Here is a 13,706-nt window from a genome sequence, read left to right as displayed (position 1 = left end):
CGTGTCTGTAAGCGGGCCATGGTAGCTCTAGCGGCCTGCGCACGCTGCACGGGACACTGTTAAAGCTCTCTACCGAGGTCATATCAGCGGTGGCGATCCCTTAGCGTCAATAGCAGTGCAGTGAGGACTACCGAGCCGAGAAACGAGCCAACGATCAGGCTATAAGCTGTGTCGAGATTCATCCTCGGAGCAAAAATGATGATCGAAGCCCAGACAAGTACAGCTATCAACAAGGCGCTTAGGAGTGAAATGAATGCGGTTCTCATGCGAATGGCTCCGCAATAGGACAGTTGAACATCTGATAGGCGTTGCTACCGCCTGCCCGCACCACGTCTTCCACAAAGGAAGTGCAGTTGTTCACTATCCCGCCCCAGAACCAAGGCTTATCGATGAGTTCATGCAGCTTGTCACGCGCACCCTTAGGGTTGGGCAGTTTGATATCCCAGCGGCGAATCTCACGCTTGTTGTTCTCCTTTAAGTACCGCATGTAATTACTTTCAGGGATGAACTTGGGCAAATTGTATGGGCCAGCGATATGGACATACCAACTCCAACTTTCACCAACATGGAGAAGAGTATGGCCGCATTTGTTGAGCTTATGACCCGAAACGATGACAGCACATACGTGCCGCCAGTCAGATAGTTCAAGCGGGCTGATAAACATTGATGCGCCCTCGTAGGGGGTGGACATATCGCCTCCCGTTAGCACACTTTATGGGCTGAACAGTCCCAGCTACCGCTAGTATTGCCCTGCGCTCCACCCCGGATGCTCTGGCGGGTGTAGTGCCATTTGATCTTGGCATACGCAAGCTGGACCCTCTCAGTAATGATCCCGCCTTCGCCACTATCTGGCTTGATGCTGGCGATCATTACGCTTTCCAGTTCGATCTTAAAGTAAGGGATGGGCTTGCCGTCGCCGTCTGCCCTCATGAACTCAAAGCAGGCTTTCGGGATAGTCTTGCCAGTTGCACAAGTTTGCAGGAGAACGGGCGAGGCTAAGTCAGCAAGCTTGCTGAAGCTGATCGGGTAAAGGTCGGCTCGCCCGGTGCTATGCCCGCCTGCGGTCGAAACGACATCGGCTCTTGGCTGGTGGACTGCATAGACGACGTTATTTACTTCGATCCAGTTGCGGTGCCGTTCGTCTTCCGACTCGCCATTAATGCTTTCGATCTTGAGGTATGCGTCGTTCGCCATGCTGTTCTCCGTGTCGTTGAGCAAGTCGTAACGATTCTGATCGGATGCGCCCGGCAGAGCTTGTTACTGGTCAGCACGGCAGTAGAACGGGATCAATAGAAGTTAATGTATTGGCAAGCCCATTTCTGGAATCTTGAAATTATCTAAAAATTTTTTTTGCAACTTGACCCTGTCGGACTTTCTCCAGCCCGAATCTGAAAAAGTGTTCAGAAGGCCGATTCTGAAAAGTAGCGCGGGCGACTGCCCGAGTGAATGCCAGTAATGACGTAGATGAACGCTCCTGTTATCAAATTTAAATATCCGATAGGAAGCGCTTAGAAGGCCGCTGACGGGCTTTTTGGCGGGATGGTGGGGTGTGAGGGTCCACCCCGTTCGTTTACTGTAGGACTGCTCTAAGCCGCCTGTGCGGCTTTCATGAGACGAGAGACGGTTGACTTATGCCATTCACCGCCATTCACTTGCAGGGCTGCTAACGCATCCTTGGTCCGCTGGCCGACCAGGCGTCGCTCTTGCTCTCCCACTGCGGCGTGAATGTGCAGAGTGAACGTATCAACATCAACGCCGTGCGTAGCTGTGTAGAACGGCACTCACACGCCAGCTGCTTCCTCCATTGCTGATTGGTTTCGGCGCATTATCGATGATGAATGAAGAAGCGTAACGCGCGGCAAACATGGTAGTCTTGTCGTGCATGCCTAAAAACAACCATAAGTTAACACGTCCAGAGAGAGTCCCATGACAGATCACGCCCGCCTTGGTTCCCAAGCACTGTTTGCACTTCGTCCGGGCACGAGTTAGCAATTCGGCAGATAATTGCAAAACGGAATTATTTCTTGCTCTTGCCGAGCGTGGCCAGCCATCGCGCGCAGCCCGGCAACGCAACGTCCCTTTACGCCGAATGGAGCGCTCGATGATCTTCGCTCGTCTCACCCAACGCTGGCATGCGCTGCGCTACTGGCGCGAGCACCAGTCCCTGTCCCGCCTCAAGCTGGTGCGCCGCCTCGAAAACGCCCCCGCCGACGACCTGTTCCGCCAGGTGAGCGGTCGCGACTATCTCGCGCGCGGCATGAAAGTGCGCGAGCGCATGCGCTGCGTGCTGGCCCACTACCGCTTCGAAGAGGCCACCTTCAACAGTGCCTACCGGCACGCCGCGCACCACGGCGGCCTGGTCCTGTGGCAGCACCGGGGCGAGCAAGAGGGTGACGAAGGCAACTTCATCATGCGGCTCGAGCATGCGCCGCGCATCGACCCGCAAGGCGAGCTGACGCTGTCCCTGATCGTCGACGGCACGGTGCTGCACCGCCTGTCCTGGACCTGGGTCGAGGGCGCGGTGGTGGGCGTCGACCTGCCGATCGTTCCCTTCGTCACCCGCAACGCCGGCCTGTGGCGCGATGCCGGCGGCGCCTTCGAGGCCTTCGAGCGCGTGTTCCCCAACAATTCGCCGAGCTTCTTCTGCTTTGCCGCCCTGCAGGGCGCGGCGCAGGCGCTCGGCTTCGACCGGGTGGTCGCGGTGCGCGGCAGCGCCCACGTGGCCTACGAGGCGGCGCAAGACAAGGCTTTCGAGAACGCCTACGACGGCTTCTGGCGCATCCTGGGCGGCTTTGAGCTGGACGCGCGCAGCTTCGTGGTCCCGCTGCCGTTCTACCTCAAGCCGCTGCAGGACATGCCATCGAAGCACCGCAAGCGCGCGGCGCAGCGGCGCGAACACTGGCGCGCCATCGGCGACGCGGCCCGCGCCGTGCTGCTGCGCCATATGGCGACGCCGGCCGTCAGCGAGCCCGCGGCGGCCGAGGCGCCGTCGACCGCGAAAGCCTGAGCGGCGCCGCTCGAACAGGTTGACAGATTCACCACGGCCGCGCGGGCCGTGATACACTCGCGATTCGCTAGGGGTCCTGGAACGCTGTTCCGGGTGAGAGATACCCTTCGTACCTGATCTGGATAATGCCAGCGAAGGAAAGCGCAAAGCAGCATCCCCATTCGTTTGCCCTTCCCCCACGTTGGCTCCGGCTTTGATAAAAGCGGCGCGCCACGCTGCGCGCGAAAAAGAGCAAACCATGACATTCACCTCGAAGCACACCATCCTCGCCTGCGCCATCGTGCAGGCGTTCTCCCTGTCGTCCCAAGCCGCCGCGCAGGACGCTGCGCAGTCGGCCATATCGTCGGTCGTCGTCACCGGCAGCAAGTGGATCGCGCTCGATCGCGCCAGCGTCGGCGGCTTCTCCGACGTGCAGCTGCTCGATTCCCCGGCTTCGATCTCTTCGATCAGCCAGGGCCAGATGCAGGACCTGTCGATCCGCAGCGCCACCGACGCCGCGCGCTACGACGCCTCGATCGGCGACGCCTACAATGCGATCGGCTACGCCGAGCAGTTCTCGATCCGCGGCTTCGCGCTCGACAACGCCACCAGCTACCGCAAGGACATGATCGCGATCTCGGGCGACACGCAAATCCCGCTCGAGAACAAGGAACGCATCGAAGTCTTGCGCGGCCTGGCCGGCCTGCAGGCCGGCGTCGCGGCGCCGGGCGGGATGATCAACTTCGTCACCAAGCGCCCGACCAGCGCCCCGCTGCGCCAGGCCACGGTAGAGGTGCGCGAGCGCGGCACCGTGTACGGCGCAGTCGACCTGGGCGGCCGCTTCGCGGACCGCCGCTTCGGCTATCGCATCAACGCCGCAGCCGAAGACCTGAAATCCTACGTGCGCGGCGCCGACGGCGAGCGCCAGTTCGTGTCGGCCGCCTTCGACTGGCAGATCACGCCGGACGCGCTGTTCCAGATCGACCTCGACCACCAGCACAAGTCGCAGGTCACGGCGCCGGGCTACCAGCTGATCCGCGACGAAGTCCTGCCGACCGGCGTCTCGCCCAAGACCCTGCTCAACGACCAGCCGTGGACCAGGCCGGTCGACACCGACAGCAGCAATCTCGGCCTGCGCTTCGAGTACCGCCTCAGCGACGCGTGGAACGCCACCGTGAGCGCCAACAAGCACTGGTTCAAGCGCGACGACTTCACCGCCTTCCCGTATGGCTGCAGCAACGAGGGCGACGGCTACTATCCGGGCTACTGCTCGAACGGCGACTACGACGTGTACGACTTCCAGAGCACCGGCGAGCGCAAGACGCCGTGGGGCCTGCAGGCGATGCTGCAGGGCCGCTTCGACACCGGCGCGGTGCGCCACTCCCTCACCATCGGCGGCTCGTATGCCGAACGCCATGACAGCTTCGGCGAATACGTCTACGACTACGTCGGCTCCAGCAATATCTGGAACCCGAGCGTCGTGCCGCCGGTATCGGGCGACCGCGTGACCGGCCCCGTGATGGAGCGCCGCGCCACAGAAGAGCGCTCGCTGTTCGTGCAGGACGTGCTGACCTTGTCGCCGCAATTGACCTTGCACGCCGGCGTGCGCTACGTGAAGCTCAAGCTCGACGCGCTGGAAGAAATCGAAGGCGGCTGGGTGCACACGAAGGATTCGTTCGCGCTGCCGAACGTGGCGCTGGTGTACGCGCCGGCGCGCGACTGGCGCGTGTATGGCTCGATCAGCCATGGCCTGCAGTATGGCGGCATCGCGCCGATGGAAACCACCAACCAGAACACCGCCCTGCCGCCGAGCCGCTCGAAGCAGCTGGAGTTCGGCGTCAAGCGCAACGTCAATGAGCAGCTGGCGCTGTCGGGCGCGCTGTTCGAGATCCGCCAGGGGCTGGAATACACGAACGCCGCCAACACCTTCGTGCGCGCCGGCGAGCAGACCCACCGCGGCGTCGAGCTGTCGGCGATGGGCCGCGCCACCCAGAACCTGAACTACAGCCTGTCGCTGATGGCGCTCGACACCGACCAGAAGGACACGGGCGACGCGTCGACCGAAGGCAAGCGCGTGACCAATGTGCCGGAGCTGCGCACCACCGCCTGGATCGAGTATGCGGTGCCGCAGGTGGCGGGGCTGAAGCTCGACGCCCAGTGGCAGTACTCGGGCAACAAGGTGTTCGATCCGGCCAACCGAATGAAGGTGCCGGGCTACCACGTGGCGGGGTTCGGCGCGTCCTACCTGCTGCGCGCGGGTGGGCTGAACACGATCGTTCGCGCGCGGGTGGACAATGCCTTCGACAAGTTCTACTGGCGGGACGTGACGCAGTCGCTGGGTGGCTACCTGCTGCCGGGGGCGCCGCGCACGTTCAGGCTGTCGGCGCAGATCGATTTCTGACCATCCCGCCGCTTCGCCTGCCACGCGCGCCGTGGCAGGCGTCATGCATCAATCCGACAAATCCACCAGCTTGCCCAGGCAACGCCGCTGGAAGCCGTTCAGGCCGCGGGTGATGAGTTCATCATCCTCCTCGATCACCTCGGCATCGAGCAGCAGGCGCAGCTTGGCGATGCGGTCGCCCTGGGCCAGCGCCTGCGCCAGGTGCGAACCATCCGCTTCGCCGGCCTGTTCGATCGCCTCCACCACTTCGGGCGGGAAGTCCCAGTGGTTGGCGATCACCGACGACAGCTGGCGGCTGGCCGCGAACAGTTCGACGCCGAATTCGCTGGAGCCGGGCACCCTGCCTTCGCAGATGCGGTCGGCCACCTGGAACGCGACCTGCAGACCCAGGTTCTGCATCAGGCCGGCCAGGTAGGATTCGAACACGCCGGCCGACAGGCCCGGCGCCATCACGCTGGCGGCGAACGCGCAGCGTTCGGAATGCTTCCACACATTGGGCGCCACCTGGCGCGCCACGCCCTGCACCTTGACCCGCACCAGCGGCCGGAACGCGATGCGCGCGAGCAGCATGCGCAAGCCGTTCAGGCCGAGCATGGTCACCGCGCCCTCCAGGGTCTCGATCGGCGTCACCGGCCGGTAATAGGCGCTGTTGGCTTCGCGGATCACTTCGGCCACCAGCACCAGGTCGCGCCCGACCTGGGCCGACAGCGCGCTGGTCGAGATGTTTTCGTCGGACAGCGCGGTGAGCAGTTGCGACACCAGCTCGGGGACGCGCGGCACCAGGCCGGACGCGCAGACCGGATCGGCCGCCAGCGAACGCACTTCGTCCAGGATCTGCGCTTCCTGGTCGGGCCTGGCGTTGAAGCCGCTGGAAGCGGTGAGCCAGCGATAGAAGGTGGCGTGGACGTCGTTCGCCATGTCCTCGTCGTTTTCGATCGTCGCGGTCGCGCCGGCGCTTGCCGCGGCTTGTGTCTCTTTCTCTGAACCGCCCAAAAAGCGTCCTATCCAGTTTTTCATAGCGCCCCGCCGTACGTTCGAAATCCGATGATTGTAATGCCTTCTAGAAACAAATAGTCATGAGGAGGTAAAGATTTATTGTTCGTAACGACATCGAACCTCGCCTCATATCGGCGCTCTGTGCGCCAGGTCAAAAAACGCTGTCAAAAAGTCGAGCAATCTTGTTGCAAATGATAATGATTATCATTTAGTATACATCGCAAATGAGAATCATTCTCATTGATGGGCCTGCCCAAGCACGCCTGCCTGCGCACGCATGCCGGGCGGCGCATGTGCAACCCCTCTTGACTGGACCACCATGGCAGCAACCCTTCCCGGCCTGCGACGACTTCCCGCGCTGTTTGCCACCACCTTCGCCTGCGCCCTCGCCACCCAGGCGAGCGCCTTCGATGCCCCCGCCGCGCCCGATGCACCCACCCCGCTCGACCCCATCGTCATCACCGGCCAGCGCCTCGACAAGGCCGGCACCGTGACCGTGCTCGATGCCGCCGCCCTCACCCGCCAGGGCGTGACCGACATGCAGAACATGGCGCGCTACGCGCCGCTGGTCAGCGTGCCGGGCGCCGCCAGCGGCAGCGGCAACGTCTGGGACGGCGCAGGCAATACCGGCTTCAACATCCGCGGCGTCGAGGGCAACCGGGTGGGCCTGGACCTGGACGGCATCGAGCTGCCCGAGGCCGCGCCGAAACCCGATGCCTCGACCCTGAACGGCTTCGGCGTCGGCCGCGACTACGTCGATCCCGAGACCCTTCGCTCGGTGACCATCCAGTCCGGCACCGCGCCGGCCGGCGCCGGGGCCCAGGGCCTGGGCGGCAACGTCTCCTTCGTCACCAAGGCGCCGGAGGACTACGTCAGCGAAGCCCGCCCCACCTATGCCGAGTACAAGTTCGGATCGAACCGCGCCAACGACATGCGCATGCACGCGCTGACCGGCGCCGCGCAGTCCGGCGCACTCAAGGCGCTGGCGGTGCTGGTCCACCGCGACGGCAAGGAACTCGGCTCGACGGGCAGCGCGCCGCTCAATCCGGACGACTGGGATTCGGACGCCCTGCTGGCCAAGCTGTCCTGGACGCCATGGACCGGTCACCGCTTCACGGCGACGATCGACGCCTTTCGCGCCGAGCACGACCGCGAATACGACAACAAGCAGGGCGCCCTCTACCCTGAAGGCGCGACCCAGGCCGGGCGCACCCGGCGCGACCGCTTCGGCATCGACCACCTGTTCCAGGCGCCGGCGCATGGTTCGATACGCTCGAGAGCCGTCTCTACATCCAGGACAGCGAAGTCGAAGACATCACGACGGCCCGCTACATCACGGGCGGCCAGCCGGTGCTGCGCCATATCGCGACCAGCTTCGACAACCGCAGCGTGGGCTTCGCCAGCAACGCCAGCAAGCGGCTGGGCAGCCACGACCTGGCCTATGGCATCAATGTCGAGCAGACCGACACCGCGCGTCCATGGCGCGAAGACCGCACCGTCGTCAACAGCGGCGCCCAGCAGGTGACCAACAAGAACCGCATGGCCGACATGCGGTCGCTGCGCTTCTCCGCCTTCGCGCGCGCCGACGTCGCCCTGTCGTCCTGGGCCAGCATCACGCCCGGCCTGCGCTACAACTGGCGCGAACTCGAGCCGAACAGCACGGACAACTACGCGATCGGCATTCCCAACGCGAGCCGCGAGCTGACAAAGGAAACCGACAGCTACCTCACGCCGAGCCTGGGCCTCACCGCGCAACTGGCGCCGAACCTGGAAACCTACCTGCAATACAGCCGCGGCACCCGCCTGCCGACCGCCGCCGAACGCACCGGCACCTACGATTCGCTCAGCTACACGGCAGTCGGCAACGCCTACGCGGTGATCGGCAATCCGAACCTGGACAAGGAAACCAGCAACGCCTTCGAGCTGGGCCTCAAAGGTCAGGTCGCGCGCGGCCTGCGCCTGCATGCGGCCCTGTTCCACACCCGCTACAAGAACCTGATCGAATACGCCTCGCAGCCGGCCGATCCGGTCAACTATCCGAACATCACCTTCGGCCTGTTCCGACCCGAAAACATCGGCAGCGCGCGCACCTGGGGCGGCGAGCTCACGCTCGACGCCGACCTGGGCCAGTGGAATCCATCTTTCAAGGGCGGCAAGCTGACCCTGGCCAGCGGCGTCCAGCGCAGCAAGGCGAAGAACAGCCGCACCGGACTGGAAAGCGAGCTGGCCTCGACCCTGCCGAAAAAGACCAGCCTGATCGCGGCCTGGATTGACCCCGCCCAGCGCGGCGGCATTGCCTTCGCCGCGGTCCATACCCGCGCCAAGCAGGCCGAACGCGACGTGATTGGCGGCGTGAACACGACCTTCTTTGCGGTCCCGTCAAGCACCGTGCTGGACCTGACCGGATACTGGAACATCAACGCGCACGCATCGATCACCGCCGGCGTCTACAACCTGGCCGACAAGAAGTACTGGGACTACGCCTCGTCGCGCAGCCTGCCGGCCGCCACCACGGCCATCACCGCGGCCATCACCGCGGCCGACATCGAACGCCAGGCGCGCCCCGGGCGCCATGCGGCCGTCACCTTCAAGCTGGTCTATTGAACGAACAAGGAGAACACATTCATGAAACTCACCCGCCACTTCCTGGCCGCCGCCATAGCCCTGGCATTGGTCCCGGCGCAAGCCGCCCCGCAACTGGCGCAGCAGTGGGCCGAACTGAAGGCCAAGGAGCCGCGCCTGCAGACGCGCGACGCCGCGCGCCAATTGAAGGTATCCGAAGCCGAGCTGCTCGCCACCGGCATTGGCAGCACCGTGGTGCGCCTGAAGGAAAGCGACCATGCGCCGCGCGAGATCATGCGCCGCGCCCTCGACCTCGGCAAGGTGATGGCGCTCACGCGCAACGAGAACGGCGTGATCGAGACCACCGGCGTGGCCATGCGCATCCCGAAACAGGCCGAGAAAGGCAGCGCCGACGAGGCCGAGCGCGAAGCGCGCAACCTGAACATCGCCGGCGGCTACCTCGGCGGCCCGATCGACCTGCGTTTCCAGTTCGCCAAATGGAAGTACGCCTTCGCCGTGACCCAGCCCGGCCGCGACGGCGCCATCAACCGCAGTCTGCAGTTCTTCGACGCCAGCGGCAACGCCGTGCACAAGCTCTACCTGCGCGACGACGCCAATATACCGGTCTTCGACAAGCTGGTGGCCGACTTCCGCCATCCGAGCCAGAACGCCCAACTGGATGTGGCGCCCGTCGTGCCAAAGCCCGCCGAAAAACCCGACAATGCGGTCGACGTCAAGGAATTCCAGACCGCCTGGCAAGAGATGACCGACGTCCACCAGTTCAACCGCATCGTGTCGGAATTCGGCCTGACGCGCGAACAGGCGCTGCGCCTGGCCCCGGGCGGCGTGGTGCAGAAAGTGGCGCCGCAGGCGGTGCGCAAGCTGCTCGGGGATGCGGCGAAGAACGGGGTCGCGATCATGGCCTTCCTCGGCAATGGCGCACTGACCCAGATCTACGGCGGCAAGGTGAACAAGGTGATGGCGGCCGAAGGCTGGTTCAACGTGCTCGATCCGGACTTCAACCTGCACCTGCGCGACAGCGCGTTCAGGAGCGGCTACGTGGTGCGCCGGGCCGGCGTCACCTCGGTCGAGTTCTTCGACGACCAGGGCGAGCTGGTGGTGACCTTCTTCGGGGTGCGCGAGCGCGGCAAGCCGCAGCCGCAGTCGTGGCTCGACCTGGCGGCCAGCCTGCCGAAGGGCTAACCTTCAGGCTTGCCGAGCAGCCCTTCGACCTGCCGCATGCGATGCGGCAGGTCGCCTGCCAGCAAGGTGTAGGCGATCCCGCGCGCGGCCAGCGTCTCCACCAGCATCCGGTGCACCATCTGGCGCACCTCTTCCGATTCGCGCTGCAGGCCGTCCGGCTCCCACGGGGTGTCGGGCGCGGTGACGAAGGTCCAGGCGTAGTCGTGGCGCGCGTCGAGCGCCGCCAGCTGCGCATCCACCCTGCCCCAGTATACGCGGCTGTACAGCGCCGTCATCAGGGGCGTGGTGTCGCAAAACAGCAAGCGGCTTGCCTCGGCCGCCGCGGCATCCTCGCGCGCACGCTGGGTCAGCGCGATGCCATACTGATCCTCCTCGTGCGGCACCCTGCCCTGCGCATCGACGAATTCGCGCAGGTATTCGGGCACCCACAGCGTGCCGTAGTGGCGCGCCAGGGCCTCGGACAAGGTCGACTTGCCGGACGACTCGGCGCCGAGGATGGCGATGCGAGCTGCCTCGACACTCATGCGCGCTCCCGCGCCAAGGCAGCCCAGGTGCGCAGGCCGGCGATCGCCAGCAGCACGAACACGCCGTACAGCACGGCGGTCAGCACCAGGCCCTTGTACAGGTAGAGGCCGACGTACAGGATATCGACCGCGATCCATACATGCCAGTTCTCGACCTTCTTCTTCGCCAGCAGCAGCTGGCCGACCAGGCTGCCGGCGGTCAGGAAGCCGTCCGCGTGCGGCACGTCGGTGTCGGTGAAGTTGTCGAGGAAGGTCGACAAGAGCACGAAGCCCGCCAGCCAGGCCGCCAGCGACCAGGCGCGGCCGCCCGGTTTCAGGAAGGTAGGGAGCAGCGGCGCCGTACTAACTCCGGCAGCGCCGTGCAGCCACTGGTACCAGCCCCAGACCGAGGCCGCGATGAACACGAATTGCAGCCCCATGTCGCCGTACAGGCGCGCGTCGTAGAACACCACCGCATAGGTTGCGGATGAGGCGATCGAGAACAGCCAGGCCCAGTGCTTCTGGCGGATGTTGAGCACGACGGTGGTGACCGCCAGCAGGAAGGAGATCAATTCCAGCGGCGAGGTCGCGAGACCGGCGATGACGAGGGGTTCGTTCATTCTTGTTGGCGGAAAAGCCGTCGTCCCCGCGCAGGCGGGGACCCAAGGCTGCGTGCAGCCCGACGGCGCGCGCAGAACTTGGGTTCCCGCCTCCGCGGGAACGACGTGCATGGTGCAACTCGGCGCGCAAGTGCACCGATGGGCAACGTCCGAATTACTTCTTCGGATACTTGATCGTCATTTCCTTGAGCAGGTTGTCGGCGTGGTCGACTTCCTTCATCACCCACAGCATGTAGCGGATGTCGACGTGGATCGCGCGCGTGATGGCGGTGTCGAAGTACCAGTCCTTGGTGATCGATTCATAGGTCGAATCGAAGTTCAGGCCGATCAGTTCGCCGTTCTTGTTCATCACGGCCGAACCGGAGTTGCCGCCCGTGGTGTCGGCGCTCGACAGGAAGTTGACCGGCACCGTTCCCAGCGCCGCATCCTTGAACACGCCATAGCGCTTGGCCTGGATCGCTTCCTTGAGCGGGGCCGGCACGATGAACGGATCCTTGCCGGTCTCCTTTTCCAGGATGCCTTCGACCGTGGTGAACGGGCCCTTGACCAGGCCGTCGCGCGGCGAGAACGGCGACACGGTGCCGTAGGTCACGCGCAAGGTCGAGTTGGCGTCCGGGTAGACCGGTTTGCCCTGCGATTTCTTCCATGCGATCACGGCCGCCATGTATTGCGGGATCACGCGTTCGAGGTTGCCGTCGATCTCGTTGCGGCGCTCTTCCAGCGCCATGCCGGCGTCGTGCAGGCGCACCGCCAGCTGAATAAAAGGATCGTCCGACTTGCGGAAGGCCTCGACGTCCTTGCCGATCCAGGCCAGGCGCTTGGCGGTATCCGACAACTCGCTGGCCTTGTACATGCCAGTGAGCGCATCCTGCGCCGGCAGCAGCGCGTCCACGCCTTGCGGACGGACCTTGGCGTCGATGCCGGCGTAGCGCGCGAGGGCGGCGGCGTAGCGCGCCTGGTCGACGCTCGGCACGAACGACTGCTCCAGGCGGGTCAGGCGCGCCTTGATGAAGCCGAGGTCGCGTTCCTGGTAGCCGCTTTCGCGCTCGGCGTCCGGCTTGCCGCGCTCCAGCGCCAGGCGGTACAGGGTACGCGCGCTCTTGAGCAGGTCGCTGTGGGTGGCTTCGAGCCAGGCGGCTTCCTGGCGCTGCAGCGCCATGTCCTGGGCGATCACCGCGTCCAGTTCGGACAGCAGGCCGGCGTTGCCGTCGGCATGCGCCTTCTGCCAGGCGCGGAACTCGGCATCCTGCACGTCCTTGATGGCGGCGATGTCCTTGCGCGCGAAGCCGTCGAGCAGGCCCCTGGTCTTCTTGAGCACATTGTTCAGGCCCTTGTCGACGCTCGCATAGCGCACGGTCCAGGACGGATTGCCCTGGGTCGCGGCGGCGATCACCGACAGGTCGGCGGTGATGCCCGCGGCCTTGGCCGGCAGGTCGACGTCGCGCGCGAAGCGGATCTCGCTCGGCAGCTTGTAGCGGCTGGTACGGCCAGGATAGCCGGCCAGCAGGATAGGATCGCCGTTCTTCAGGCCCTCGGCCGAGACGACCAGGAAGTCCTTCGACTTGTAGGGCACGTTGTCGGGCGACGGGTCGGCCGGACGGCCGTCCTTGCCGACGTAGGCGCGGTAGAAGGCGTAGTCGCCGACGTGGCGCGGCCACTCGTAGTTGTCGATGTCGCCGCCGTAGTTGCCGATGCGGTCGGACGGCGCGTACACCAGGCGCACGTCGCGGATCATCAGCTGCTTGATGCGGTAGTACTCCAGGCCGCGGTGGAAGGCAGGCACCGAGCAGCGCGTCGATTTGTCGGTTTCGCATTCGGCCACCAGGGCCTTGATGCGCGACTCGACCAGCGCATGGCGCTCGCGGCCCGACATGGACGGATTCAGGCCCTGGAGCACGCGCCCGGTCACGTTCTCGACCTTCTCGGTCACGTACACCAGCGTGTTCGGGCCGCCCGGCAGTTCGTCGGCGCGGTTCCTGGCCAGGAAGCCGTCGACGATGTAGTTCTTCTCGGCGCTCGAATTGCGCTGGATGGCGCCATAGGCGCAGTGGTGGTTGGTCACCACCAGGCCGTCGGGCGACACGAAGGACGCCGAGCAGCCGCCCAGCGAGACGATCGCGCTCATCGGATGCTTGCCCAGGTCGGCCAGCTTCTCGGCAGGCATGGTGATGCCGATGCGTTTCAGTTCGGATTTCAGTTGCGGCAGCTGGTGCGGTTGCCACTGGCCTTCGTCTGCGAAGGCGGCGCTCGCCGCGCCCAGGAGGGCGACGGGCAGGACGATCGATTTGAACAAGACAAGTCCTCGAGGTGAAAAAAGCAATGCGCGAGTATAGCCCCGTTGGGTGATGCCCGTGCGATTTTCTGGGGTATTGACGGTCGTCCCGGCGGCGTCAACATCACGTCATATTGGCGTGGCAAGATGTCACATCATGCAG

General features: G+C 64.6%; 10 protein-coding genes, 1 pseudogene and 1 riboswitch. Of the genes and pseudogenes, 5 read left to right on the top strand and 6 right to left on the bottom strand.

The genetic code is table 11. The annotated features are described in order from the left end of the window. Positions 1 to 262 precede the first annotated feature (262 nt). Together ABIB42_RS04620 and ABIB42_RS04615 are read right to left on the bottom strand one after the other, a co-directional pair. The gene (locus ABIB42_RS04620) at positions 263 to 691 is read right to left on the bottom strand and encodes a hypothetical protein (RefSeq protein WP_005666538.1); all 429 of its coding nucleotides are present in this window, start codon (positions 689 to 691) and stop codon (positions 263 to 265) included. Positions 692 to 702: 11 nt separating this feature from the next. Continuing rightward, positions 703 to 1,194, bottom strand: coding sequence for an Hcp family type VI secretion system effector (locus ABIB42_RS04615; RefSeq protein ID WP_184239360.1), 492 nt, complete (start codon positions 1,192 to 1,194; stop codon positions 703 to 705). A 907-nt stretch (positions 1,195 to 2,101) separates the two neighbouring features. Between ABIB42_RS04615 and ABIB42_RS04610 the strand changes: the two genes are divergently transcribed. Next, entirely contained in the window at positions 2,102 to 3,007 is a 906-nt protein-coding gene (locus ABIB42_RS04610) for a DUF535 family protein (protein ID WP_005666537.1), read from the top strand. A gap of 59 nt (positions 3,008 to 3,066) precedes the next feature. Next, positions 3,067 to 3,164: riboswitch (TPP riboswitch) on the top strand. Between the two features lie 81 nt (positions 3,165 to 3,245). Next, positions 3,246 to 5,387, top strand: coding sequence for a TonB-dependent receptor (locus tag ABIB42_RS04605; RefSeq protein WP_184239362.1), 2,142 nt, complete (start codon positions 3,246 to 3,248; stop codon positions 5,385 to 5,387). A 48-nt stretch (positions 5,388 to 5,435) separates the two neighbouring features. Here the strand turns inward: ABIB42_RS04605 and ABIB42_RS04600 are convergent, their stop codons facing one another. After that, positions 5,436 to 6,305, bottom strand: coding sequence for an HDOD domain-containing protein (locus ABIB42_RS04600; RefSeq protein ID WP_273027628.1), 870 nt, complete (start codon positions 6,303 to 6,305; stop codon positions 5,436 to 5,438). Positions 6,306 to 6,660: 355 nt separating this feature from the next. On the opposite strand from ABIB42_RS04600, the pseudogene ABIB42_RS04595 reads away from it, so the two are divergent. The 3 genes and pseudogenes from ABIB42_RS04595 to ABIB42_RS04585 all read left to right on the top strand — a co-directional run. Then, positions 6,661 to 7,158, top strand: a pseudogene (locus ABIB42_RS04595) (TonB-dependent receptor plug domain-containing protein); the annotation flags it as partial. A gap of 515 nt (positions 7,159 to 7,673) precedes the next feature. Further along, positions 7,674 to 8,987 carry a TonB-dependent receptor domain-containing protein gene (locus ABIB42_RS04590; RefSeq protein ID WP_085986711.1) on the top strand — a complete coding sequence of 438 codons (1,314 nt, stop codon included), beginning with the start codon at positions 7,674 to 7,676 and terminating at the stop codon, positions 8,985 to 8,987. 21 nt (positions 8,988 to 9,008) lie between these two features. Further along, positions 9,009 to 10,148 carry a hemin-degrading factor gene (locus ABIB42_RS04585; RefSeq protein ID WP_429247959.1) on the top strand — a complete coding sequence of 380 codons (1,140 nt, stop codon included), beginning with the start codon at positions 9,009 to 9,011 and terminating at the stop codon, positions 10,146 to 10,148. On the opposite strand, the gene ABIB42_RS04580 is transcribed toward ABIB42_RS04585, so the two are convergent. The 3 genes from ABIB42_RS04580 to ABIB42_RS04570 form a co-directional block, all read right to left on the bottom strand. Further along, positions 10,145 to 10,672: an AAA family ATPase gene (locus tag ABIB42_RS04580; RefSeq protein ID WP_005666523.1), complete on the bottom strand. Its 528-nt coding sequence runs from the start codon at positions 10,670 to 10,672 to the stop codon at positions 10,145 to 10,147. The genes ABIB42_RS04585 and ABIB42_RS04580 overlap by 4 nt on opposite strands. Further along, on the bottom strand, positions 10,669 to 11,271 hold the full coding sequence (gene pnuC / locus ABIB42_RS04575) for a nicotinamide riboside transporter PnuC (RefSeq protein WP_005666521.1): 603 nt from the start codon (positions 11,269 to 11,271) through the stop codon (positions 10,669 to 10,671). Before pnuC ends, ABIB42_RS04580 begins: the two co-directional genes overlap by 4 nt. A gap of 154 nt (positions 11,272 to 11,425) precedes the next feature. After that, positions 11,426 to 13,564 (bottom strand): S46 family peptidase, encoded by a 2,139-nt coding sequence (locus ABIB42_RS04570; protein WP_005666519.1) that lies wholly within the window; start codon positions 13,562 to 13,564, stop codon positions 11,426 to 11,428. Positions 13,565 to 13,706 lie beyond the last annotated feature (142 nt).

Origin of the sequence: Massilia sp. UYP32, from assembly GCF_050434365.1 — a bacterium.
Taxonomy (GTDB): Bacteria; Pseudomonadota; Gammaproteobacteria; order Burkholderiales; family Burkholderiaceae_D; genus Telluria; species Telluria timonae.
Note: the sequence above shows the minus strand (reverse complement) of the source record. Positions and strands in the feature narration are given on the sequence as shown.